The sequence below is a fragment of the Ideonella sp. B508-1 genome (assembly GCF_000333615.1).
In the GTDB taxonomy this organism is placed as follows: Bacteria; Pseudomonadota; Gammaproteobacteria; order Burkholderiales; family Burkholderiaceae_C; genus Ideonella.
The window spans coordinates 1-22,511 of sequence record NZ_BADL01000520.1 but is presented as its reverse complement, the minus strand read 5'-3'; the positions used below and the strand labels follow the sequence as shown (position 1 = coordinate 22,511).

Sequence of the window (22,511 nt, the reverse complement as noted above, 5' to 3'; positions counted from 1 at the left end):
CGAGGACACCACCTTGCGCAGGCGCCCACCCGACATGTTCTTGTCGTAGCTGCCGGTGATCAGGCCGAAGAGGATGGCGTCGTTCTCGCCGTACTCGTGCAGGATGCCAAAGGGTTTGTAATGCCCATTGAGGTACTGCTTGCAACCCGTGCCGTGGTAGGTGTCGGTGCATACCGCAACGCGCACCGTGTAATCCTTCGGCGCATTCGCTGCGCCGTAGAAGTTCTTGTCGAGCCTCAGCACCGGACGCTCCGAAGAGGCCCAGACCCAGACGCGGTTGCTCGAATTCAAGACCACGGAAATCACCGGCGGCAGACCACTGCAGTCGCTCAGCGTGGAGCAATTCGTGCTCATGTTCCGGGTCAGATTGCCGAAAAAGTGCCGCTTGCCATCCGCCGGCAGGGAAAAAGGCGTGTAGTCGGCAATGCTGTAGCCGTCAACGGCCACGCTCGTGTACTCCTTGGCCCAGGAGTGCGCGTCCTGGGGAATATAGGCCCGGCGCAGCACCGTCGAGGTATCGGTGTCCACGTCCCGGTAACCACCGTACAGCACCTTGCGCACCGCATCCATCCGGGCCGTCGTCGCCCAGTTCAACCAGTTTCCTGACCACTTGCCCGGGCACTTGCCAGCGCTGTTCACCGTGCCTGCCGGAGAGAACAGGTCGGCGTTGGTGTTGCTGCCGCTGTGGGTGTAGCACAGCGTCGAATCGAACAGCCCGTAGTAGGTGAAGCTGGGCTTGAAGTGGATGTCCAGCGCACCGTCTCCGTCCAGATCGCTGGCGTCGTTGTAGGCCTCGTAGAAGAAGCGGTGGTCCCGCCCCGCCACCAGCATCAGCATCGGTGGCACGGAGGTCTGGACGCCCAGCGGCGTGTTGGGGATCACCACGGCGTGCCCGGTCTGCATCAGCCCGAAAAGCGCTGCGCCGCAGGCGAGTAGACGGAGGGTCATCTGTCGACCGGATCGGAGGATGGACATGTTCTGCTCCCGAAGAGGGGTCTCAATCGGTGGCGTAGACCGACTGCAGCATGATGCTGGCGCGGGTGTCCCCCCCCACCACGCGCGCAGTGACCCGGTAGCGCTTGCAGCTCATCGGGTCGGAGGCATTCCCGGGGCGGCACGGAAAACTCGACCCCAGGTATTCCACGAAGTAGGAGGGTGTGATGGCCACGTCGCCGGTGCCCACGGTCGGCGCGTCGGTCCAGGAGGCGAAGGTGCTGTCCTCCCAGCGCGGCGTTGCAGAGGCCGTCGGCGGGCTGCACACCATGACTTGCGCTGTCGCGCTGGGCACGGTGTAGCTGGTGCAACCGGAGCTCGGCATCGGCTTGGCGGCCTCCACCCATTGCTCGGCCTGACGCAGGGTGGCCTCGGTCGCCTGGAAGGCCAGGCTGCGATCGTAGGTCTGCGTGGACATGCGCTCCTCCTGGGTCACCGTGCGGATGGCCGACAGCCCCAGGATGGTGATGAACACGAGAAGCACCAGGGTCACGATCAGGGACACCCCGCGCTGCTGGCTGCGGAAGGTTCTCATCAGCGGGTCTCCCGGTTGCGCAGGCTGACCACCGAGATGAGGTGCCGCTCCAGGGCGGCGGCATCGGTGCCCACCTTGTTGGGGGAATGCAGGGTGAGGTCCAGGCGCGCCGCCACCACCACGTTCGTGGCGCTCGGGCTCCAGTCGGTCACGGAATCGGCGTCCACCCAGTCGGAGGCCAGCACCGGCGTGGCGCCGGACACATTGGCCGTCAGGTACTTCACCTGCAGGTCCTGCACGTCCGGCACGATCTCCTCGGCAGCGACGCTGATGACACCGCCCGTGTTGCTGAGCTGGGTCCGGTAGAGGGAGCGTCCGCCATTGGCGTTGATGCCGACGTACCAGAGCGCGGAGGCCAGCTTGGCCATGAACCCGCCCGCGGTGAAGGTCTTGTTCGCGAAGCTCGTGCAGGCCGCCGGGATGGGGTAGCCAGGGTAGTCCAACCCGGTGCTGCAGTTCATCGGCGCATCGGTGGCGTTGTAGTTCAGGGTCTTGGCACCGGTGTTCACGGTGCCCACCTGGAACACGGCGGCCGAGGAGGCATCGCAGACCACCACGGGATCCCCCGCCGCAAAGCCGGTCGCCGACGACACGGTGAAGACCGTCCCGGTCGGGTTGTGCGCAGTGACGATCACATCCGACGGCGCGGCACGGATCACCAGCAGCGCGTCGGTCCCGGTGACGCGCTGGCCGGTCGAGGTGCCGGTGGCCACCAGGTCGGTCGCATCCTGATCGCCCTCGTAGCCTTTCACGCTGCCACCGGCCATGTCGGCCCACACGGGAATGGCGCCGCCGCTGCGGATCACATTGGCCTGCGGGCGGGCACCACAGCTGTTCTGCCCGGCTTCCCGGACATCCCGCGCCAGGAGTTCGAACGACGTCCGGGCCGACTCCTGCAGGCGTCCCATGTCTTCGTTGACGCGGTAGGTCTGCAGATTGGACATCAGGATGTTGACCACGATGCCCACGACCACCAGGCCCAGGGCCATGCCCACCATCAGCTCGACCAGGGTGAAACCCCGCATGCGAGCACTCGCCAGGGATTGCCGCGCGCTCATAGCCGGGTCACCGTCTGCACGATCTGCTTGCCCAGACCGCCGGCCTTGGTGTCGTCCCAGCGAATCTGGACACGGCACTCGCCTTCGGCCGTGCAGTACACGGCCCCGCAACTGCTGGCATCCGGCCCCAGCGCGGCCTTGATGCCCTGGATCCAGGCCGTCTGGTTGGCCCCCACCAGACCGGAAGCGTCCACCGCATCCTCGCTGCACAGGGCCGGGATCTCGTCCTCGGAATCCAGGCTGCCTTCGCCGGTGTTGTAGCTCAGCGCCTTGGCATTGGCGACGTCCACCTTCATCGCATCGACGATGTAGTAGCTCATCATCACCGCCTGGGTGCGCTGGAAGCTGCTGTTGTTGCCCTTGAGGGCACGCAACTGCAGGCCCACCATGCCGAAGATGCCCAGGCTCAGCACCAGCACGGACACAAGAACCTCCAGGATGGTGGCGCCACCCTGGGACCTGCGGAGGGAAGAAATTCGCATGGAACCTCTGGAAAGCTGAAGGGCGTCAATCCGGGGCGTCGCAACTGCTTGCCACGCCGGTGGTCTGCGTCACGCTGATCCGCCCGGTGCCAGTGAGCGCGAGGTCGCGGGCGCGATGGTCGTCATCCAGCGCCGTCGAGGTGCTGCAGATGCGCAGGGTCCCCGTCTGGATGTCTCCGTTCATCAGCTTGGCCTGCCCGTCGGGGGCGTAGGAGACGAACTGGGTCACGCCGCCCCCTCCGACCACGACCAGCCCACCATGGACGGCCTGCCCATGGGTCAGCACGGTTTCCCCCGAATCCACCGCGGCCGAGCTCCCCGACCGGGTGGTGTCCACAAAGGTGATCCAGCCCTGGGACCAGTCGCCGGAGGTGGTGCAGTCGCTGCCGTCACTGCTCTTGCAGACCGTCACCCGCTTGCCCAGCCGGATGGCCTGCGAGCGGGCCTCCGCCAGCGCCGTCTCCAGGTCGCTGGCCGTGGTCCGCACCTTGTTCGTCGCCATGAGCGACACGAAGCTGGGCGCGACGATCAACAGCAGGATCGTCAGCACCACCAGCGAAACCATCAACTCGATCAGCGTCACCCCCGCTTCACGGGCGTGGCGCGGGCGGAGCCGGGACAGGGGAGGATGGTGCGCGGAGGTCTTCACATCGGGAAACATAGCGCAACATCACTTTGCCCAGCGGTGCAATTGGACAAACGGCGGGAATCCAGCGACAAACGGCCTGCGCCTGCCGCTCCCCCCGCGCTGCCGCGCCGCCCCGGCAGGGCTCAGCGGCGCAGGCGGCAGCGGTCGCCGCTGGCCTCGCGGCGCACCTCCACGCAGCTCAGTTTGCCGGCGTAGACCAGTTCCATCGCACGCCAGATGTAGGCGCACAGGTTCTCCAGCGTGGCCGGGCCCAGGCCCGCGACCTCGTCGAGGAAGCGGTGGTCCAGTTCGCGGCGCAGCGTCTCGATGTTGCGGCGCAGGTAGGCCAGGTCCACCACCATGCCGTTGTCGTCGGGCGCGCCGGCCAGGGTGATCTCGGCGATGTAGGTGTGGCCGTGGATGCGCAGGCTGGGTTCCACGTCCACCGTGCGGCGCAGGGTGTGGGCGGCTTCGAAGTAAAAGGTCTGGCTCAGTTCGTACTGCATGGGGGTTCTGCGTTCTTCTGGATGGAGGGACGGCGGGCGATCAGCGGATGCCCAGCACCTTGTGGGTCTGCACCGACAGGCGCCAGCGCGGATCGGCCAGGCAGTGCGCCGTGGCCCAGGCGGTGTTTTCGCGCGCCAGCGGGCCGTCCATGGCCTGCAGAAAATGGTGCGCGAACGGCAGCTCGGCCAGTTGATCCAGGTCCAGGCCCGGTTGGGGCACCACGACCTTGAGCTCCTGCCCCTGGCGGAGCAGCAGGGTGCTGCCGGCCTTGGGGCTGACGCAGACCCAGTCCAGCCCGGGCGGCGGCAGCACGGTACCGTTGGTCTCCACCGCGATCTCGAAACCCTGCGCGTGCAGGGCGTCGATCAACGCCGCATCCACCTGCAGCAGCGGCTCGCCGCCGGTGAGCACCACCAGCCGGCGGTTCGGCCCCGGGGCCGCGGCCGGCCACTGCGCCGCGATCTGTCCGGCCAGCGCCTCGGCCGTGGCGTACTTGCCGCCCAGCGTGCCGTCGGTGCCGACAAAGTCGGTGTCGCAGAACTGGCAGACCGCGCTGGCGCGGTCCTCCTCGCGGCCGCTCCAGAGGTTGCAGCCGGCAAAGCGGCAGAACACCGCCGGGCGCCCGGCATTGGCGCCCTCACCCTGCAGGGTGTAGAAGATTTCCTTGACGCTGTAGGTCATGGCGGAACCGGGTGGCTCGCAAGACAGGCGAGGCCCGGGGCAGAAAGTCGAACGACCTCGGATTGTCCGCCATGTCGACACCGCCTTCGGGTGCATCCCCGTTCGCTGCGGCTTGCTGCCCCGGGGCGAGGCGTCCTTTCTCCGGGTGACGTCAGCCGCCCCGCCCCGGCGCATCATGGGCACCGCAGATGGCCTCTTGCCTGCAGGACCTCCCATGGACACCCTGACGCTCATCCCCGCCGCAGCCCTGACCGGCGCCAACCCACCCACGCTGGGCGAATACGGCCGCCGCCTGCTGGCCGAAGGCGACTCCTGGTTCACCATCGGCACCCTCAACCCGGCCCGCAGCAGCAACCTGCTGCTGAGCCTGCGGGTCACCCGCTCCACGGCCATCATCAGCTGCGCCTACCCGGGCGACACCCTGGCCCACATGGTGGACCATGTGAACGACCCCTGGTTCGACCGGCTGCTGCGCCACCCCAGCTTCGCCAGCCGCTGGGAGGGCATCCTGCTCTCGGCCGGCGGCAACGACCTGATCGACGCCGCCCAGCAGCGCCCCCGCCACCGCGACGGCCAGCCTGCCGCCTGGGACGAACGCCTGCTGCTGACGCCCGAGGAGGCCCCGCTGCAGCACCCGGGCGAGACCGGCGCGGCGCGCTGGATCAGCGAAGCCGGCTGGCAGCGGCTGGCCGGCTACCTGGTGGCCAACCTGATCGAGCTGGTGGAGCGGCGCGACGAGGGCATGAACCGCGGCGTGCCGCTGATGCTGCACACCTACAGCGCACCGGTGGTGCGCCCGGCCGGCGTGGCCACGGCCCCGCAGGGCTGGCTGTGGCCGGCCTTCGAAGCCTTCGACATCCCGGTGGGCGAGCGACAGGCCGTGTCCGACCTGCTGTTCGGCCGCCTGCGCCGGCTCTGGCTGGACACCGGCCCCACCCTGCCCCAGGTGCGGGTGTTCGACAGTGCGGCGGTGCCGCTGAACCCGGCCCAGCCGGGCAGCACCGGCCCCTCGGGCGACTGGGTCAACGAGATCCACCTCACCCCGGCCGGCTACGCCAAGCTGGGCGCGGCCATGGGCCCCTGGATGGAGGCCCAGCTGCAGGAAGTCCGGCTGTGACCCCACGGGCCCGCCGCCACCGCTCCGTCAGGTTTGCGGGCAGGCGCGGAAGGCCGCCAGCCCCTCGGCCTCGGCCGTGTGGGCCGACAGCGCCGGGTGGGCGAGCGCATCGAAGCGGCCCGGCAGCACCAGGTTGGCAAAGCTCCAGGCCACCGCCGCCGTGATGCCGTCCTGCTGGATGTGGGCTGGGCCCATGGCCAGCGGCCGGGCCGTCATCTCGGCCTCCAGCAGCGCGAAGGCGCGCTGGGCCTGTTCGCTGACCCGGTCCAGCCAGGGGCCGTGCCGGTGCTCGGGCGGGCGCAGCTGCATCTCGTAGACGATCTGCACCGTCTTCTCGCAGGCCGCCAGGGCCAGGCCCAGCACCCGCAGGCACTGGCGCGCAGCCACCGGGTCGGTCGGCATCAGCGGTCGGGCCAGCGGCGCGCCAGTGACCAGCGACAGGTGGTCCAGGATGAGGCTGGAGTCCATCAGCACGGTGCCGTCGTCGGCCACCAGGGTGGGCGCCTTGACCAGCGGGTTGATGGCCTCGAATTCCGCCTTCTGGCGGAAGACCGAGATGGAGCGGTGCTCGAAAGGGATGCCCAAGAGCTGCAGTGACACCGCGACGCGGCGCACGTAGGGCGAGTCCAGCATGCCGATGAGTTGCATGGCCAGGGTCCTGTGCGTGAAAGGGCCACCGAGTGTAGGCGACCGCCAGTTCCTGTCAGACCCGGGGACGTTCGTCCAGCGCCTCGTCCAGCACCTCGATCCAGTGCCGCACCGGGCGCTCGCTGGCCGAGGCCAGGTGCTGGATGCAGCCGATGTTGGCCGACACCACGGTCTGGGCCTGCACCGGGGCCAGGGCCTTGAGCTTGCGGTCGCGCAGCGCGGTGGACAGTTCGGGCTGCAGCACGGAGTAGGTGCCAGCCGAGCCGCAGCACAGGTGGCTGTCCACCGGCGCGGTGCGCACATCGAAGCCCAGCGCGGCCAGGTGGGTCTCCACACCGCCGCGCAGCTTCTGCCCGTGCTGCAGCGTGCAGGGCGGGTGGTAGGCCAGCGGCACCGGCGGCGCGTCGGCCGGCTCGTTGCGGCGCGCGCGGGCGCGGGCCAGCAGCGGCTGCAGCAGGGGCACCAGGTCGGGCAGCAGCTCGCTCACATCCTTGGTCAGGGCACTGATGCGGCGGGCCTTGTCGGCGTAGGCCGGGTCGGCCGCCAGGGCCAGGCCGTATTCCTTCACCGACAGGCCGCAGCCGCTGGCGTTCATCACGATGGCCTCGACCTGACCGGCCTCGGTCAGGCCCTCGACCATCGGCCACCAGGCGTCGATGTTGCGCCGCATGTCGGCCAGGGCGCCGGTGTGGTCGCCCAGGTGGTCGCGGATGGCGCCGCAGCAGCCGGCGTCGTCGGCCACCACGGTCTGGATGCCCGCGGCGTCCAGCACCCGGGCGGTGGCGGAGTTGATGTTGGGCATCAGCGTGGGCTGCACGCAGCCCATCAGCATCAGCACCTTGCGCGGGTGGCTGCGGGTGGGCCAGCGGTGGGCGTCCTGGCCCGGCGCCGGGGTGACCTTGGCCTGCAGCTTGGCCGGCAGCAGCGGGCGCAGCGCGCGGCCCACGGCAATGGCCGGCGCGAAGGCCGGGGACGTCAGCCCTTCGCGCAGCAGCCAGCGCACGGCGCGCTGGCCGGCCGAGCGCTGCACCCGCTCGTCCACCACCTGGCGACCAATCTCGACCAGGCGACCGTACTGCACACCGCTGGGGCAGGTGCTCTCGCAGTTGCGGCAGGTCAGGCAGCGGTCCAGGTGAGCCTGGGTGGCGGCCGTCACCGGTGCGCCCTCCAGCACCTGCTTCATCAGGTAGATGCGACCGCGCGGACCGTCGAGCTCGTCGCCCAGCAGCTGGTAGGTGGGACAGGTGGCGGTGCAGAAGCCGCAGTGCACGCACTGGCGCAGGATGGCCTCGGCAGCCTCACCGGCCGGCGTTCCGGCGAATTCAGGGGCGAGATGGGTTTGCATGGAGGAATCAGCCCCGGGCCTCGGGGGCCCAGGTGTAGCAAAGCAGCCAGTAGTAGGTGGTCTCGGTCCACTGGACCGCGCTGGCCTGCGGCCCCAGGACGGCGAGCGCCTCGGCCTGGGTGGGAAAGTTCTTCAGCACCTCGTGCTGGCTGCCGTCGGCCAGGCGGCGCAACTGGTAGGTGTTGCCCTGGGCGTCGCGCCGGTGGATGGGGTGGTTGCTGCCCTCGACATAGCGGTTGTCCATCAACACCACCCGGGCACCCGGGCGCAGGCCGCTGTGCAGGGCGGCCAGCCAGTCGCCCAGGCGGTCCAAGGGCACGTGGGACCACCAGAAACCGGCGAACGCGGCGTCAAAGGTGGGCGCCGCCCAGGGCGCATAGGCATCGCGGCGCTCGAAATGCACCCGCTCGCCATCCACCGGCTTGCGGCGGGCCAGCACCAGGGTCTCCTCGTTGAGATCGGTGGCCAGCCAGCGGCTGGCGCGCCGCGCCGCGAACGGGGTCCAGAAGCCGGTGCCGCAGGCCACCTCGACGCCGTCGCGGCCCTCGAAGGCCCCAGGCAGCCAGGCCTGGATCTGCGCGATGTCGACCTGGCGCTCGGGTTTGGCATAGACCGCCTCGTACTCATGCGCCCGCAGGGCGTAGTACTGCACAAGGTCGGTCTCGGGCGCGGAGGTGGACATCGGGCGTGACTTTCAGAACGCCGGGTGCAGGCGTTGGCGGTTGAAGATGCCGGCCGGGTCGAAAGCCTGCTTGAGCCGGTGGTGGATGCGCAGCAGCGCGGGCGACAGCGGGCTGAAGACCTCGCTGCTGCGCTCGCCGCCCCACCAGGCGGTGGCGTGGCCGCGGGCATCCTGGGCGGCGGCGCGCACGGTCTCGGCGCTGTCGCGGCTGATCAGCCAGCGGCAGCCGCCGCCCCACTCGATCAGGGTGTCGCCGGCCAGGGCGATCTTGGGCGCGGTGGGGGCCACCGACAGACGCCAGAGCACCGCGCCCTCGGCCACCGCCTCACGGGCCGTGCTGAAGAATTCGTCGCGCTGGTCGCGCAGGTCGGCCCAGAAGCGCGCGGCCAGGGCCGGCTCGATGGGCTCGCCGCCGAGCTTGCGGCTGGCGGATTCGACCGCCGCGGCCGCCCCACCCAGGCGCAGCACCAGGGCCCCGTCCCACCAGGCGCTGGCCTGCAGCGGCAGGGGCTGGCCGGCCCAGTCGTTCACCCGCTTGAGGGCGTTGACCTGGTCCAGGTCGAAGCGCAGCGTGGCGGTGGCCGGCGGCACCGGCAGCACCTTGAGCGAGACCTCGCAGATCACGCCCAGCACGCCCATGGAGCCGGCCAGCATGCGCGAGACGTCGTAGCCGGCCACGTTCTTCATGACCTGGCCGCCGAAGCTCAGCAGCTCGGCCTGGCCGTTGAGCAGCGTGGCGCCCAGCACGTAGTCGCGCACGCCGCCCAGCGCGGCGCGGGCCGGGCCGGCCAGGCCGGCGGCCACCATGCCACCCACGGTGCCGCCACCTGGGCCGCCCCCGGGCGTGTGCTCGAAGCGCGGTGGCTCGAAGGGCAGCCACTGGCCCTTCTCGGCCAGCGCAGCCTCCAGCTCGGCCAGCGGGGTGCCGGCGCGTGCGGTCACCACCAGCTCGGTGGGCTGGTAGGACGAGATGCCGCGCAGCTCGCTCAGCGACAGCGGTTCACCGATCAGCGGGCCGCCATAGAAATCCTTGCTGCCGCTGCCGCGGATGCACAGGGGCTGGCGGCGCTCGGCCGCCTCGCGCACCTGTTCGACCAGGGCGGCCAGCGTGGGGTCTTGGGTCACGGGATCGGCCACGGTCAGAAGCGCTCCAGTTCAGGGAAGGGCAGCAGGCCCTTCTTCACATGCATGCGGCCGTATTCGGCACAGCGGTGCAGCGAGGGCAGCACCTTGCCGGGGTTGAGTCCACCGGCCGGATCGAAGGCCGCCTTGAGGGCGAACATCTGGGCCCGCTCCTCGGGGCTGAACTGCACGCACATGGAGTTGAGCTTTTCCACGCCCACGCCGTGCTCGCCCGTCACCGTGCCGCCCATGGCGACGCTGGTCTCCAGGATCTCGGCGCCGAAGAGCTCACAGCGGTGCAGCTGGTCCGGGTCGTTGGCATCGAAGAGGATCAGCGGGTGCAGGTTGCCGTCACCCGCGTGGAAGACGTTGCAGCAGCGCAGCTGGTACTTCTTCTCCATGGCCTGGATGGCCAGCAGGATGTCGGCCAGCCGGTGACGCGGGATGGTCGAATCCATGCACATGTAGTCGGGGCTGATGCGCCCCGAGGCCGGGAAGGCGTTCTTGCGCCCGCTCCAGAACTTCAGGCGCTGGGCCTCGTCCTGGCTGACCTCCATGCGGGTGGCGCCGGCGCTGGCCAGCACCGCCTTCATGCGGCCGATCTCCTCCTCCACCTCCTCGGGCGTGCCGTCGCTCTCGCACAGCAGGATGGCGGCGGCGTCCAGGTCGTAGCCGGCATGGACGAAGGCCTCGACCGCGGCGGTCATGGGCTGGTCCATCATCTCCAGGCCAGCCGGGATGATGCCCGCGGCGATGATGGCGGCCACCGCGCCGCAGGCCCGGTGCACGTCGGGGAAGCTGGCCATGATGCAGCGCGCCACCTGGGGCTTGGGCGTGAGCTTGACCGTCACCTCGGTGACCACGGCCAGCATGCCCTCGCTGCCCACCAGCACCGACAGCAGGTCCAGGCCGGGGGCGTCGTAGGCGTCGCCGCCAAACTCGACCGGGTCGCCCTCGACGGTGTAGCCCCGCACCTTGAGCACGTTGTGCACGGTCAGGCCGTACTTCAGACAGTGCACGCCACCGGAGTTCTCGGCCACGTTGCCGCCGATGGTGCAGGCGATCTGGCTGGACGGGTCCGGCGCGTAGTACAGGCCCAGCGGGGCGACGGCATCGGAGATGGCCAGGTTGCGCACCCCGCACTGGACCACCGCGGTGCGGCTGGCCTTGTCGATCTGCAGGATGCGGTTGAACTTGGCCAGCGCCAGCGTGACGCCCTCGGCGCTCGGCATGGCGCCGCCGGACAGGCCGGTGCCCGCGCCGCGGGCCACCACCGGCACGCCCAGGCCGTGGCAGACCCGCAGCACGGCGGCCACCTGCTCGCCCGTCTCCGGCAAGGCCACGGCCAGCGGGCGCTGGCGGTAGGCGGTCAGGCCATCGCACTCGTAGGGCACGGTGTCCTCGTTCTGCCACAGCAGGGCGTGGGCGGGCAGCACCGCCCCCAGCGCGGCCACCACCTCGGCCTGGCGTGCGGCGCGGCGGGTGGGGTCGGTCGGGGTGGAGGGAGCGTCGGTCAGGGTGGTCATGGTGTGGGGCCTGCGGGCCACGGCAGCCACCGGACGGCGGCTCGGGCAGCCTTCAGGACTTTAACGCCAGGGGGCCGCGCTGCCCTGGGTGGGAACGCGGCCCCATGGTCAAAACAGATGTGACCGGCAGCGGGGCCATCCCGCCGCCGGCGCACCGGTCGTCAGTGGACCAGCAGGGTGAACGGCGGCACGTAGGCCTGCAGCGTCACCAGCACGCCCACCAGGCAGGCCAGGGCCACCGAGTGGAAGAAGACGTAGCGCAGGATGTCGCCTTCGTGGTGGAACCAGCGGGTGGCGGTGGAGGCCACGACGATGGACTGGGCGTCGATCATCTTGCCCATCACGCCGCCGGAGCTGTTGGCCGCGCCCATCAGGTTGGGGTTCAGACCCAACTGCTCGGCCGCCACCTTCTGCATGCCGCCGAACAGCACGTTGGACGCGGTGTCCGAGCCGGTCATCGCCACGCCCAGCCAGCCCATCAGGGTGCCGAAGAAGGGGTAGAGCACGCCGGTGTTGGCGAAGGCCAGGCCCAGGGTGGTGTCGGTGCCCGAGAAGCGGGTCAGCGTGCCCAGGGCCAGCATCAGCACGATGGTCAGCAGCGACATGCGCACCAGCCAGACCGTGCGCAGGAAGGTCTTGACGATGGCCACCGGCCCGTAGCCCATGACGAAGGCGCCCACGATGGCCGACAGCAGGATGCCGGTGCCGGTGGTGGACAGCAGGTTCAGCACATAGACCGCGGCTTCCTTGTGCGGGCTGGTGACGACCGGCGGCACCTTCTCGACCAGGTTGTTCAGGCCGGCGATCGGGAACTTGGCCAGGAACAGGGTGTTCAGGTAGTCCTTGACCACCGGCAGGCCCCAGACGAAGACGAAGACGGTCAGGATCAGCCAGGGGGTCCAGGCACGCAGCAGCTCCTTGCCGCTGTAGGCCACCATGGTCTTGGGGCGCGGCAGGTCGCCGCCGTCCTGCTCGTGGCCCTTCAGCGAAGGCGAGGTCCAGACCTTCTTGGGCTGCCAGACCTTCAGGAAGCCGACCAGCGAGACCATCGACACCAGGGCCGCGATGATGTCCACCAGCTCGGGGCCGATGAAGTTGGACACCAGGTACTGCGGGATGGCGAAGGCCAGGCCGGTCACCAGGATGGCGGGCCAGATCTCCATCATCGCCTTGCGGCCAGCAAAGGCCCAGATCAGCCAGAAGGGCACCATCAGCGAGAAGAAGGGCAGCTGGCGACCGATCATGCCGGTGACCGCCATCACGTCGTAGCCGTGCACCTTGGCCAGCGTGATGACCGGCGTGCCCAGGGCCCCGAAGGCCACCGGCGCGGTGTTCGCGATCAGCGACAGGCCCGAGGCGGCCAGCGGCGAGAAGCCCAGGCCGATCAGGATGCCGGCCGTCACCGCCACCGGCGTGCCGAAGCCCGCCGCGCCCTCGAAGAAGGCGCCGAAGCAGAAGGCGATCAGCAGCAGCTGCAGCCGCCGGTCCTCGGTGATGCCGGAGAGCGAGTCCTGCAGCACCTTGAAGCTGCCGTTCTGCTCGGCCAGCTGCTGCAGGAAGATGATGTTCAGCACGATCCAGCCGATCGGCAGCAGGCCGGTCAGGCCGCCGAAGACCGCGGCATTGCCGGCCAGGCCGGCGGGCATGCCGTAGCCGAAGACGGCCACGCAGAAGGCCGCCGCCAGGCCCATGCCCGCGGCGATGTGGGCCTTGATGTGGAAGAAGCCCAGGGCCACCAGCATCACCACCACCGGCACGGCGGCCAGGGCGGTGGAGATGAACATGTTGCCGAATGGGTCGTAAATCTGCTGCCAGGCCATGGTGGTTTGCCTCCTCGCGACTGCGTTGTGGTGCCTGAAAACACACGACGGCCCCGGGCATGGCTGGCACACCCGGGGCCGCGAATCGGCACGGACTGTAGGGAGGCACCGGGGGGCGCCGGTTGAAACTTGCTGGGCCCGGGCGTGAGAGTTCTTCAAAACGCGGGTTAACCCGCAAGCCGCGCGTCAGCCCGCCGTCAGACAGGGGCGCCGCGGCGCCTCAGGCCGCCACTCAGATCAGCTCAGCGCGGTCTTGATCCAGTCGGCGAAGGCCGCGCATTCCCAGCGCTCCATCGTGCCGGGCTTCCAGCACAGGTGGTGGTGAAAGGGCGAGGGCACGGTGCGCGGCGACAGCCGCACCAGGCGCCCGGAGTCGATCCAGGACAGGCCCAGCTTCATGCGCATCAGCGCCACGCCGAAGCCGGCCGCCGCGGCGTCCAGCACCAGGCCGACGTCGTTGAACTGGGCGCCCACCCGGGGCTCCGGCAGGGCGATGCCGTGGGCCTGGAACCAGGTGCTCCAGGGGTCCAGCGGGCTGCGGATCAGGCGGGCCCGCTCCACCTTCTCGACGGTGTCGAAGCCGTCGAAGGGGCCGAACTCGTTGAGGTACTCGGCGCTGCAGACCGGCGTGACCTCGTCGCTGAGGATGCGCACATGCTCCACGTCCGGGTAGGGGCCGGTGCCGTAGCGCACCTCCAGGTCGGATTCCTCGGCCTTCACGTCGGCCAGCGGAATGGCCACCTGCAGGATCAGCTCGATGTCCGGGTAGGCGTGGCGGAACAGGGCCAGCCGGGGCAGCAGGATCTGGCGCGAGAAGGTGGGCGTGACCGCCAGGCGCAGGCGCACGCGGCTGGGGCTGGCCGGCAGGTGGCCGGGCACCTGCTGCAGCGCGCGCAGGCCCTCACGCACCGGCCCCAGGTAGGCCGCGCCCTCGGAGGTCAGGCTGAAGTCCCGCGCGAAGAGCTTGATGCCGAGCTGGCTCTCCAGCTGGCGGATGCGGTGGCTGACCGCGCTGGGGGTGACGGCCAGCGCCTCGCCCGCGGCGGTGACGCTGCGCAGGCGGGCCAGCGCCTCGAAGGCCTGCAGGCACTGGATGGGCGGGATGCGCGGCGGGGTCACCCTGCGGCATCCTCCGGGGCTTCAGGCGCGGCGAACACGGTCAGCACGCCGGTGTAGCCGACCAGGTGGCGGCCGGCGATCTCACCCGCCGCGAAGAAGCCCACCAGAGGCACATCGCCCAGCGCGTGGCGCACGATCTGCAGCTCGGCCGAGGGCCCGCCGAAATGCCCGCCGCCGCGGCCGGTGCAGCTGATGTAGAGCGCCCCCACCGGCCGCCGCGCGGGCACGCCGGCCTCCTCGTCGCCGGCCAGCTCGTCGCGGATCTCGGCGCAGACGCGCACCAGGTCGCGCCGCGCCATCTCCACGTCGCGCTGGCAGAAGGCCAGTTGCTGGCCGGGCTCGACCCAGTCGGCGATCGCCACGGCCTGGCGTGTCGGGTCCAGGCCCACCAGGTGGCGCACCCGGGTGTCCACGCCGAACTGGCCGCCGCGCGCGCGGTCGGCATCACCGGCATCGGTCAGGCCGGCCAGCACGCTGCGCAGGCGCTGCAGCAGCGGGTCGGGCTCGCTCAGCCGCATGCCCAGGTCCTTGAGCAGGAACAGCAGGGCCGGCTGCTCGTCCAGCGTGAGCACCAGGTTGCGCTCGACCGCGGTGACGGTGCGGGTGGGCCCGATGGGCTGGCAGCCCTGGGTCATGCGCGAGACCAGGCTCGCCTCTGGCCCGAAGGCCACGCCCGAGAGCCCCCCGGCGAAGACGCCGTTGGCCAGCTGCACCGCCCGGTTGCGGGCGCTGGCCACGCCGCCGAAGAGCTGGCCGCTGCCGGTGCGCGCCGCCATCTCGCCCACCAGTTCGGCGAGGTCCGGCGTGGCCGGGTCGGCATGGACCAGCGCGGTCCAGGGCGCCTCGCCCTCCAGGGGATGGCGCCCGCTGAAGATGCGGAACTGCTCGGCCGGCAGGTCCAGCAGCAGCAGGGCCAGCGCCGGCTCGTCCCAGTACTCCACCCCCGTGGCCGCGATGCCCACGCCCACCGTGCCGGCCACCTGCAGGCCGGGCCAGCGCTGCCGGACCTCGTCCAGCAAGGCCTCGGCCTGACCGGCATAGGCCTCGGTCAGGTAGAGCAGGCCCAGCCGCGCCGCAAAGCCGGGCCGCTGGGCCCGCTGGGCCTCCAGCTGCGCGGCCGCCAGGGCCAGCGCCATGTGGGCGTCGGGGTGGGTGGCGTGCCCCATCAGGGCAGCGCTCAGGTGGGCATCGGTCATGGCGGCGGCATCCGGGGCGTGAGCGTGGGTCTCAGCGGGGCGCCGACTTCTTGGCCGCGGACCGCGCGGGCACCTTGCCCGCCTTGGCCGCCTTGGCTGCCATGCCCGGCTTGGCGGCGGACTTGGCCGCAGGCGGGCGGGGGGCCGCTGACGCCGGACGCGGCCCGGACGGGGCCGTCGCCGTCTTGCGCGCCGCGGGGGCCGGCCGCGCCGCAGGCGGCGTCGCCGCCGCCTGGGAGGCCTGTGCCATGGCCTGCACGGTGGCCGGCGCGTCCTTGAGGGCCTGGGCGGCGATCTGGCCGAACTGCTGGGTCAGGGCGCCCCACCATTGCATCGGGTCCACCATGCCGGGGGCGGCCTCGCCCTCGGGGCCGACCGGGGCCGCCTCGGCCGTGGCCGACGGCGCGGGGGCCGGGGCCGGTTCGGGGGCGGGCTCCGGCGCCGGCTCGGCCGCGGCGGACGGTGCCGGACGGATGGCCATGGCCTCGCGCAGATCGCCCATCGAGACGTTCATGCTGCGCAGGGTGTTCAGCGTCATGCGCTGCACCTCCAGGCCCTGGATGGTCGTGCCCAGCAGGCGGGCGTTCTGCTCCAGCCAGAACTGGACGGTGCGCAGCTCGCTGATGCGCTTGTCCAGCTCTTCGGGGTCCAGCGTGGGGGTGATCCAGGCGTTCATGCCGGGCAGCGCCGTGCCGGCCTGGCGCACCAGCCCCTGCAGAAAATCGAAACCCGGCATCAGGGCGGGAAAGGGAGAACTCTCGCTCACGGAACAAGCTCCTGCGCAGCGCCGGACGAAGCGGCGGACGAGGCCGATTCTGCGCCCGAAGCGGCGGCCGGAACAGCCGCCGGTGCCGGGCTCGGCCAGGTCACCCGCGTCACGGTGAAGCCGCGTGCCGCCAGCAGCGCCGGCAGGCCCTGAGGCCCCACCATGTGCAGGCTGCCCACGGCCACGAACAGGCCCCCCTCGCCCTTGTGCAGACGCGCGATCTTGTCGGCCATCGGGCCGTTGCGGTCGTTCAACAGGCGCCGCATCATGGCCTTCTCCTGCGGCGATTTCAGGCAATCGCACCACTGGGGATAGGTCTCGAGCTCGTCCAACCGCCCATCGGCCCAGGCCTGGGCCAGCCGTCGCAGGGTGCGGCGGTCGTCGCCGCGGTCCATCTCGTCGAGCGTGTCCCGCACCAGCGCCTCCGTGGCCGAGCGCCGGGGCTGCAGCAAGGCCGCCATCTGCTGGGCCGGCGTCTCCAGCGGCGTGACCGGGATCTGCAGGCCCTTGGCCATGCCGATCAGCAGCGCGTCCACCCCCCAGGCCGGGTCCAGGCCCTCGTCGCGCAGCGACATCACGCTCAGCGTGGTCACCCGCATCTCGGGGCGCCAGTCCTTCAACGCGCGCCCCAGGCAGGCCGCGTCCTCCTGCTGCTGCAGCCGCGCCTCCAGGGTCGGCGGCAGGGCATGATCGGGCGTCTGGCGGGCCAGCCGCTGCAGATCGCTCAGCGTGGCCGGATCGGACATGTCCAGCTCCACCACCAGGCGGCGGGTCTGGCCCAGGGCCCGCATCAGCTGAGGCCCGGGATACATCCAGGCCTGCTGGGCGGCATGCAGGGTGCCGTAGAGCCAGGACCGGTGGCCCTGGCGGTCCAGGGTCCAGAGGAAGCCGTGGTTCTGCGCCCGGGCCATGCCCTGCTGGATGGCCTGGGCATCGGGCGGCACCGCTGCCGGGGGACAGTCGGCCCGGGCGGGTGTCCCGCCCAAGACGGCCAGCAGCGCCAGCCCCAGGCCGCACAGCCGGGCGCCCCACATCGACAGGCGGCTCATCCGGCCACCTCCACCACGGCCTGCTCGATGGCGCCGAACAGCGGCTGGCCATCGCGGCCCTTCATCTCGATGCGCACCGTGTCGCCGTATTGCAGCCAGCCGGGCGGGTCGATGGTCGAACTGGCGGCCACCTGCAGCCGCAAGTCGGCCAGGCAGGCCGCGCCGCGGCCCAGGCCGTCGGCCACGGGGCCGCTGCCCACCACGGTGCCGGCCCGCACCGGGCGGTGGCGGGCCAGATGGGCCAGCAGCTGGCCCATGTGCCAAAGCAGCCCCTCCTGGGTCTGGCAGGGCCCCAGGGCCTTGCCGTTGAGCTGAACCTGCAGCGCGCCGTGCAACACGCCGGCCTGCCAGTCCTCGCCCAGCTCGTCGGGCGTGAGGGCCACCGGGCTGAAGGCGGTGGCCGGGCAGGACAGCACCCGCCCGCCACCGAGCAGGCGCTCCTGGGCCTCCGGGCCGCGCAGGGTCCAGTCGTTGGCCAGGGCCAGCAGGCGCACGCCCTCCAGCGCCTGGGCCGGGCTGGCGCCGCGCGGCACATCGCCGGCGATCACCGCCCACTGGGCGCCGAAGTCGACCTCGTCGTCGATGGCGGCCAGCGCCAGCTCGGCCTGTGGGCCGGTGAAACCGTCGCTGCTGCCCGGCTCCATCCAGGGCAGGCCCAGGGCCTGGTCGGGCGGGGTGTCGCGCTCGGGCCAGACCTGGGCCAGTTGGGCCCGGTAGGCCCGGGACCGCACCCACTGGCCGCTGCGCGGCAGGGGCGCCAGACACTGGGCCGGGTCGAAGGCGAAAGCATGGCGGGCCCGGCCCTGGTTGAGCTGGCGCGACAGGTCCTCCAGCTGGGGCGAGAGAAAGCCCCAGTCGTCGAGCACCTGCTGCAGGCGGGTGGCGATGCCGCTGGCGAAATGGGCGGTGCGCAGGTCCCGGGAGACGACGACCAACTGGCCGTCGCGGGAGCCGTCCTGATAGGTGGCGAGTTTCATGGTGTGGCGACAATGCGGTCAGCCATTGTGTCCAAAACCGCCCCATGCCGCCCCGCCCCACCCCCGCACTGCGCCGCCGCCGACTGGCGCTGGCCGCGCTGACCGCGCTGGTGCTGGCCCTGCATGGCTGGGTGCTGGGGCCGGCCTGGCAGATCTTCCAGGCGCGTCAGGCCCCGGCCCCGAGCCGGGCCCTGCCCGTGGTGACCCTGAGCCAGGTCGCGCTGCCTGCGCCATCCCCCACGCCACCGCCCCGCCCCGTCGCGCCCCCTCCTCCACCGGCGCCGCAAGTGCCGCCGCCCCCCGAACCCGCCCCAGCGCCAAGGCCCGAACCGGCTCCCATGCCGGAGGAGACGGTGCCGCCGCCGCCGGACCGCCCCCGGCAGGAGGCCGATCTGGACCGCCCGAGCGAAGCCGGCCCGCCCCCCTCGGCCGACGACGAGGCCCATGCGCTGCAGCCCCTGGTGAGCCCGGCCACCTGGCTGGTGGACTACACGGCCGTGAAAGGGTCGGCCAGCGGGCGGGCGCAGCTGGACTGGCAGCCCCTGAACGACCAGCAGTACCGCCTGACCTGGCGCATCGAGCTGGCCGGCCGCGAGCCCCTGGCCTGGCAGAGCCAGGGCCATGTGGGCCCGGCCGGACTGATGCCCGACCGCATGGTCGAGCAGCGCCAGGGGCGTGACCAGGCGGCCGTCAACTTCCAGCGCGACAAGGGCCTGGTGAGCTTCTCCGGGCCGTCCACCACCCTGCCCCTGCCCCCTGGCGCCCAGGACCGGGCCAGCTGGCTGCTGCAGCTGCCCATGCTGGCGGCGGCGGTGCAGGCGCACTGGACACCCGGCCGCAGCACCCTGAGCCTGCCGGTCTTCACCACCCGCGGCGAGGACCAGTTCTGGCGCTTTGCCCTGGAGGCCGAAGAGACCCTGAGCGACGCCGCGGGCGCCCCCTTGCGCGCCTGGCGGCTGGTGCGCGAGCCGCTGGGGCCCTACGACAGCCGGGTGGAGGTTTGGCTGGCCCGCGACCACGGCCTGGTGCCCCTGCGCCTGCGCTTCACCACCCCGCCCCAGAACGAGCCCCTGGAACTGCGCCTGAGCGACGGCCTGCCGCCGGTCGAGCCGGGCACCCCGGCGGCCCCCTGAGCCGCCGCCCCGGCCCGCCCCCTTGAATTTGGCCCGCTCGGACCCACCTGCGCGGGAACTCCCAGGAGACGGCCATGCACATGCTTTACAACTCCGACAGCTTCTCGGTGCTGGAAATCGAGTGGCCCGAGGGCCCCGTCCAGGCCGATGCGGCCGCCATCCCCACGCAGGGCGGCTACGAGATCGTGGACAAGATGTCCGGCAAGGGCATCTTCCTGAACGGCGAGCTGGCCCGCAGCTTCCGCCAGCAGGCCCTGGCCCTGAGCCAGGGCGACGCCGATGAAGACGCCGTCGACGCCTTCATCGCGGGCTACGCCGGACTGGCGCAGCAGCCCGTGGTGCTGCACTGAACCCGGCGGCCCCTCGCGGGGCGGGACGCTGAGGGCCTCAATGAGGCGAGCGGTCGACCGATATCCGGAAGACCATGTCCGCTTTCGTCATGCCCTTGCCCTGGCAGGCCGCCGGCCTGAGCGCGGCCCTGGGCGCGCTCTGCTTTGCGGTGCTGGGCCCGGCCCTGCCCAGGTCCCGCGCGCGGGACCCCCGCATGGCCGCCGGCTGGCTGCTGGGCAGTTCGCTGGCCGTCGGACAGGGCAACCTGGGCCTGTGGCTGCTCTGGGCAGATGCCACCCGCCTGGGTGAGGCCGGTGCGCTGTCCCCTGCTTGGGCGTGCACCGCCTGGGGCCTGTCCACCCTGGGCACGGCCCTGGTGCTGGGTGCGGGCCGCGCCATCGATCCCCCCTGGCCACGCCACATCGCCCAGGCCCTGTTGCTGGCACTGTGCTGGGTGCTCTGCCGTGCCAGCCTGGAACGGGGCCTGGGAGGACAGCCCGCCCCCTTGCAGCTGGCCTGGCAGGCGCTGCTGACGGCGCCGACCCTGCTGGGGGCCATCGCCTGGCTGAACCACCACCTGCACACGCCCGGCCGCTGGCACTGGCGCCAGGGCATCAGCCCGCTGCTGCCGGGGCTGGGCCTGGGGCTGGCCGTGGCCCTCACACCGCCGGCCGCGCCTTCCGGGATCGGTGCCGAGGGCCTGCCCGTGGCCGCGCTGCCCTGGATCGGCGCCGGCGCCACCCTGACCCTGGTGGCCGGCGTGATCGTCGGTCTGGTGGATCTGCTGACGCGCCAGCGCGATCAGAGGCTGTCGCTGTCCCTGGGCGAAGCCCAGCGGCGGCTGCGCGAACAGGCCTTGAAGGACCCCCTGACCGGGCTGCCCAACCGGGCCTACTTCGACCACCGCCTCCAAGCCCTGAGCCGCGCCCAGGACGGCAAGGCCACGCCGCTGGCCGTGATGATGGTGGACCTGGACGGCTTCAAGGCCATCAACGACTCGTTCGGCCATCCCATCGGCGACCTGGTGCTCAAGGAAATGGCGCGGCGTCTGCGCGCCGAGGCCGGCCCCGGCAACCTCGTGGCCCGGGTGGGCGGCGACGAGTTCCTGGTGCTCTGCCGCCGTCGGACGGCCGACCCCGAAGGCACGCCCTCCGCGCTGGCCCAGCGCATCCTGCACAGCCTGAGCCGCAGCCTCACCCTGCGGCACACGGTGGAGGTGAAGCTCTCCTGTTCGATCGGCCTGGTCCACTCGCCCGAGTTCGGCCCGCCGCAGCGGCTGCTGGCCTGCGCCGATGCCGCCATGTACGCCGCCAAGCGACAGGGCGGCTCCACCTTCGCGGTCTTCGAGCCGCGCATGGAGCACGACAGCCGCGAGGAACTCGCCCTGCAGACCGAGCTGCGCGAGGCCTTGGCGCGCGACGAACTGGTGCTGTACTACCAGCCCAAGATGGACGCGCGCTCCGGCCTGATCACGGGCGTGGAGGCCCTGGTGCGCTGGCACCACCCCCAGCGTGGCCTGGTCATGCCCGGCATCTTCATCCCGGTGGCCGAGCGCTTCGGCCTGATCGGGCAATTGGGCGATTGGGTGATCGAGGAGGCCTGCCGCCAACTGGCGGCCTGGCGCGCCCAGGGGCTGCGCATGCGGGTGGCCATCAACATGTCGGCCTACCAACTGCGCCAGGACAGCCTGCTGCCGCGGCTGGCGCAGGCCATGGGTGACCACGCCATCGAGCCCTCGCAGCTGACCATCGAGATCATCGAATCGGTGCTGATGGACGATGCGGCGGTGCGCAGCTTCTCCGGCCTGGCCAGCCTGGGCGTGGGCCTGTCGATCGACGACTTCGGCATCGGCTACTGCAACTTCGCGCTGCTGCGCAAGTTGCCGGTCAAGCAGCTGAAGGTCGACCGCAGCCTGTTCACCGACATCCAGAACAGCGCCGACGCCCGCTCGGTCGTCACCGCCATCGTGCAGATGGCCCATGCCCTGAACCTGCGGGTGGTGGCCGAGGGGGTGGAGACCGAGCGCCAGCGCGACACGCTGCAGGCGCTGGACTGCGACGAGCTGCAGGGCTTTCTGTTCGCGCGACCCATGCCGGCCGAGAGGCTCACCCTCTGGGCCATGGAAGGCGAGACGCCGGCCGTGGCCGGGGGCTTCCGCCCCTCCTTGTTCATGGACACCGACCCGGCGCAGCAGGACGACTGAGACCTGCCGCGAAGCGCGGACTCAGGTGCGGGCGCGGCGGGCGGCCACCGCGCGGGCCAGTTGGCGCAGCAGCGGCTCGGTGTCGGTCCAGCCCAGGCAGGCGTCGGTGATGGACACGCCGGGCTTCAGGGCCTGGCCAGGTGCCAGATCCTGCCGGCCTTCTTCCAGGTGGCTCTCGATCATCACGCCGGTGATGCGCTGCTCGCCCGCCTCGATCTGGCCGGCCACGTTGGCGGCCACGTCGATCTGGCGACGGTGCTGCTTCTCGGAATTGGCATGCGAGAAGTCGATCATCACCTGCTCGCGCAGGCCCGACTTGCGCAGTGCGGCGCAGGCCGCTTCCACGTCCTCGGCGCTGTAGTTGGGCTTTTTGCCGCCGCGCAGGATGACATGGCAGTCGGTGTTGCCGCGGGTCTCGAAGATCGCGGCCTGGCCCATCTTGGTCATGCCCATGAAGGCATGCGGCGCGGCCGCGGCCACCACCGCATCGGCCGCCACCTTCACGCCGCCATCGGTGCCGTTCTTGAAGCCGACCGGGCAGGACAGGCCCGAGGCCAGTTGCCGGTGGACTCTAGAGGTCCCCGGGACCGGCTG

22 protein-coding genes and 1 pseudogene are annotated in these 22,511 nt (G+C 71.3%); 4 read left to right on the top strand and 19 right to left on the bottom strand.

Annotated features, from left to right (window positions below; genetic code table 11):
* The 7 genes and pseudogenes from I73_RS29460 to queE all read right to left on the bottom strand — a co-directional run.
* Window positions 1–975, bottom strand: a pseudogene (locus I73_RS29460) (fimbrial assembly protein); the annotation flags it as partial.
* A gap of 22 nt (window positions 976–997) precedes the next feature.
* Window positions 998–1,528: a PilX N-terminal domain-containing pilus assembly protein gene (locus tag I73_RS20520; protein WP_022982336.1), complete on the bottom strand. Its 531-nt coding sequence runs from the start codon at window positions 1,526–1,528 to the stop codon at window positions 998–1,000.
* A complete protein-coding gene (locus I73_RS20515) occupies window positions 1,528–2,553 on the bottom strand; it encodes a PilW family protein (RefSeq protein WP_040501200.1) in 1,026 nt (341 codons plus the stop codon). Before I73_RS20515 ends, I73_RS20520 begins: the two co-directional genes overlap by 1 nt.
* A 29-nt stretch (window positions 2,554–2,582) precedes the next feature.
* A complete protein-coding gene (gene pilV / locus I73_RS20510) occupies window positions 2,583–3,068 on the bottom strand; it encodes a type IV pilus modification protein PilV (protein ID WP_083876948.1) in 486 nt (161 codons plus the stop codon).
* Window positions 3,069–3,093: 25 nt separating this feature from the next.
* On the bottom strand, window positions 3,094–3,729 hold the full coding sequence (locus tag I73_RS20505) for a GspH/FimT family pseudopilin (protein ID WP_022982333.1): 636 nt from the start codon (window positions 3,727–3,729) through the stop codon (window positions 3,094–3,096).
* A 110-nt stretch (window positions 3,730–3,839) separates the two neighbouring features.
* Entirely contained in the window at window positions 3,840–4,202 is a 363-nt protein-coding gene (locus tag I73_RS20500; RefSeq protein ID WP_022982332.1) for a 6-carboxytetrahydropterin synthase, read from the bottom strand.
* 40 nt (window positions 4,203–4,242) lie between these two features.
* Window positions 4,243–4,884, bottom strand: coding sequence for a 7-carboxy-7-deazaguanine synthase (gene queE, locus I73_RS20495; protein WP_022982331.1), 642 nt, complete (start codon window positions 4,882–4,884; stop codon window positions 4,243–4,245).
* A 214-nt stretch (window positions 4,885–5,098) separates the two neighbouring features.
* Here queE and I73_RS29455 point away from each other — a divergent pair, with 214 nt between their 5' ends.
* On the top strand, window positions 5,099–6,001 hold the full coding sequence (locus I73_RS29455) for a hypothetical protein (protein ID WP_022982330.1): 903 nt from the start codon (window positions 5,099–5,101) through the stop codon (window positions 5,999–6,001).
* A gap of 27 nt (window positions 6,002–6,028) precedes the next feature.
* On the opposite strand, the gene I73_RS20485 is transcribed toward I73_RS29455, so the two are convergent.
* The 11 genes from I73_RS20485 to I73_RS20435 form a co-directional block, all read right to left on the bottom strand.
* Window positions 6,029–6,649 (bottom strand): glutathione S-transferase family protein, encoded by a 621-nt coding sequence (locus I73_RS20485; RefSeq protein ID WP_022982329.1) that lies wholly within the window; start codon window positions 6,647–6,649, stop codon window positions 6,029–6,031.
* A gap of 55 nt (window positions 6,650–6,704) precedes the next feature.
* Window positions 6,705–7,994 (bottom strand): glycolate oxidase subunit GlcF, encoded by a 1,290-nt coding sequence (gene glcF / locus I73_RS20480; protein WP_022982328.1) that lies wholly within the window; start codon window positions 7,992–7,994, stop codon window positions 6,705–6,707.
* A gap of 7 nt (window positions 7,995–8,001) precedes the next feature.
* Window positions 8,002–8,676, bottom strand: a complete 675-nt coding sequence (locus I73_RS20475; protein WP_022982327.1) for a class I SAM-dependent methyltransferase — start codon at window positions 8,674–8,676, stop codon at window positions 8,002–8,004.
* A 12-nt stretch (window positions 8,677–8,688) separates the two neighbouring features.
* Window positions 8,689–9,801: a glycolate oxidase subunit GlcE gene (gene glcE, locus I73_RS20470; protein ID WP_026096998.1), complete on the bottom strand. Its 1,113-nt coding sequence runs from the start codon at window positions 9,799–9,801 to the stop codon at window positions 8,689–8,691.
* Between the two features lie 14 nt (window positions 9,802–9,815).
* Complete coding sequence (locus tag I73_RS20465; RefSeq protein WP_026096997.1) at window positions 9,816–11,324, bottom strand: FAD-linked oxidase C-terminal domain-containing protein; 1,509 nt, start codon at window positions 11,322–11,324, stop codon at window positions 9,816–9,818.
* Window positions 11,325–11,485: 161 nt separating this feature from the next.
* Window positions 11,486–13,144, bottom strand: coding sequence for an L-lactate permease (locus I73_RS20460; protein ID WP_022982324.1), 1,659 nt, complete (start codon window positions 13,142–13,144; stop codon window positions 11,486–11,488).
* A gap of 237 nt (window positions 13,145–13,381) precedes the next feature.
* Entirely contained in the window at window positions 13,382–14,263 is an 882-nt protein-coding gene (locus tag I73_RS20455) for a LysR substrate-binding domain-containing protein (protein WP_022982323.1), read from the bottom strand.
* Window positions 14,260–15,459: an FIST N-terminal domain-containing protein gene (locus tag I73_RS29450; protein WP_022982322.1), complete on the bottom strand. Its 1,200-nt coding sequence runs from the start codon at window positions 15,457–15,459 to the stop codon at window positions 14,260–14,262. Before I73_RS29450 ends, I73_RS20455 begins: the two co-directional genes overlap by 4 nt.
* Window positions 15,460–15,490: 31 nt before the next feature.
* Window positions 15,491–16,225: a PhaM family polyhydroxyalkanoate granule multifunctional regulatory protein gene (locus tag I73_RS29445; RefSeq protein WP_022982321.1), complete on the bottom strand. Its 735-nt coding sequence runs from the start codon at window positions 16,223–16,225 to the stop codon at window positions 15,491–15,493.
* A complete protein-coding gene (locus I73_RS29440; RefSeq protein ID WP_022982320.1) occupies window positions 16,222–17,274 on the bottom strand; it encodes a TraB/GumN family protein in 1,053 nt (350 codons plus the stop codon). The genes I73_RS29445 and I73_RS29440 overlap by 4 nt, the downstream gene beginning before the upstream one ends.
* Window positions 17,271–18,251 carry a fumarylacetoacetate hydrolase family protein gene (locus I73_RS20435; RefSeq protein WP_022982319.1) on the bottom strand — a complete coding sequence of 327 codons (981 nt, stop codon included), beginning with the start codon at window positions 18,249–18,251 and terminating at the stop codon, window positions 17,271–17,273. Before I73_RS20435 ends, I73_RS29440 begins: the two co-directional genes overlap by 4 nt.
* 44 nt (window positions 18,252–18,295) lie before the next feature.
* Here I73_RS20435 and I73_RS29435 point away from each other — a divergent pair, with 44 nt between their 5' ends.
* The 3 genes from I73_RS29435 (at window position 18,296) to I73_RS29430 (ending at window position 21,917) form a co-directional block, all read left to right on the top strand.
* Complete coding sequence (locus tag I73_RS29435) at window positions 18,296–19,384, top strand: DUF3108 domain-containing protein (RefSeq protein ID WP_022982318.1); 1,089 nt, start codon at window positions 18,296–18,298, stop codon at window positions 19,382–19,384.
* A 74-nt stretch (window positions 19,385–19,458) separates the two neighbouring features.
* Window positions 19,459–19,734, top strand: a complete 276-nt coding sequence (locus I73_RS20425; protein ID WP_022982317.1) for a DUF3567 domain-containing protein — start codon at window positions 19,459–19,461, stop codon at window positions 19,732–19,734.
* A gap of 74 nt (window positions 19,735–19,808) precedes the next feature.
* Window positions 19,809–21,917 carry a bifunctional diguanylate cyclase/phosphodiesterase gene (locus I73_RS29430; RefSeq protein ID WP_022982316.1) on the top strand — a complete coding sequence of 703 codons (2,109 nt, stop codon included), beginning with the start codon at window positions 19,809–19,811 and terminating at the stop codon, window positions 21,915–21,917.
* A gap of 21 nt (window positions 21,918–21,938) precedes the next feature.
* On the opposite strand, the gene I73_RS20415 is transcribed toward I73_RS29430, so the two are convergent.
* On the bottom strand, window positions 21,939–22,511 hold a 573-nt coding region (locus tag I73_RS20415; RefSeq protein WP_022982315.1), incomplete at its 5' end, for a 3-deoxy-7-phosphoheptulonate synthase.

What these genes read in the sequence shown, in the direction of transcription:
- I73_RS20505 (WP_022982333.1), bottom strand. Translation starts at nt 3,729, where the DNA reads ATGTTTCCCGATGTGAAGACCTCCGCGCACCATCCTCCCCTGTCCCGG.
- I73_RS20515 (WP_040501200.1), bottom strand. Translation starts at nt 2,553, where the DNA reads ATGCGGGGTTTCACCCTGGTCGAGCTGATGGTGGGCATGGCCCTGGGC.
- queE (WP_022982331.1), bottom strand. Translation starts at nt 4,884, where the DNA reads ATGACCTACAGCGTCAAGGAAATCTTCTACACCCTGCAGGGTGAGGGC.
- I73_RS20500 (WP_022982332.1), bottom strand. Translation starts at nt 4,202, where the DNA reads ATGCAGTACGAACTGAGCCAGACCTTTTACTTCGAAGCCGCCCACACC.
- I73_RS29435 (WP_022982318.1), top strand. Translation starts at nt 18,296, where the DNA reads ATGCCGCCCCGCCCCACCCCCGCACTGCGCCGCCGCCGACTGGCGCTG.
- I73_RS20460 (WP_022982324.1), bottom strand. Translation starts at nt 13,144, where the DNA reads ATGGCCTGGCAGCAGATTTACGACCCATTCGGCAACATGTTCATCTCC.
- glcF (WP_022982328.1), bottom strand. Translation starts at nt 7,994, where the DNA reads ATGCAAACCCATCTCGCCCCTGAATTCGCCGGAACGCCGGCCGGTGAG.
- I73_RS29450 (WP_022982322.1), bottom strand. Translation starts at nt 15,459, where the DNA reads ATGACCGATGCCCACCTGAGCGCTGCCCTGATGGGGCACGCCACCCAC.
- I73_RS29455 (WP_022982330.1), top strand. Translation starts at nt 5,099, where the DNA reads ATGGACACCCTGACGCTCATCCCCGCCGCAGCCCTGACCGGCGCCAAC.
- I73_RS20435 (WP_022982319.1), bottom strand. Translation starts at nt 18,251, where the DNA reads ATGAAACTCGCCACCTATCAGGACGGCTCCCGCGACGGCCAGTTGGTC.
- I73_RS20465 (WP_026096997.1), bottom strand. Translation starts at nt 11,324, where the DNA reads ATGACCACCCTGACCGACGCTCCCTCCACCCCGACCGACCCCACCCGC.
- I73_RS20475 (WP_022982327.1), bottom strand. Translation starts at nt 8,676, where the DNA reads ATGTCCACCTCCGCGCCCGAGACCGACCTTGTGCAGTACTACGCCCTG.
- I73_RS29440 (WP_022982320.1), bottom strand. Translation starts at nt 17,274, where the DNA reads ATGAGCCGCCTGTCGATGTGGGGCGCCCGGCTGTGCGGCCTGGGGCTG.
- I73_RS20425 (WP_022982317.1), top strand. Translation starts at nt 19,459, where the DNA reads ATGCACATGCTTTACAACTCCGACAGCTTCTCGGTGCTGGAAATCGAG.
- I73_RS20485 (WP_022982329.1), bottom strand. Translation starts at nt 6,649, where the DNA reads ATGCAACTCATCGGCATGCTGGACTCGCCCTACGTGCGCCGCGTCGCG.
- pilV (WP_083876948.1), bottom strand. Translation starts at nt 3,068, where the DNA reads ATGCGAATTTCTTCCCTCCGCAGGTCCCAGGGTGGCGCCACCATCCTG.
- I73_RS29430 (WP_022982316.1), top strand. Translation starts at nt 19,809, where the DNA reads ATGTCCGCTTTCGTCATGCCCTTGCCCTGGCAGGCCGCCGGCCTGAGC.
- I73_RS20520 (WP_022982336.1), bottom strand. Translation starts at nt 1,528, where the DNA reads ATGAGAACCTTCCGCAGCCAGCAGCGCGGGGTGTCCCTGATCGTGACC.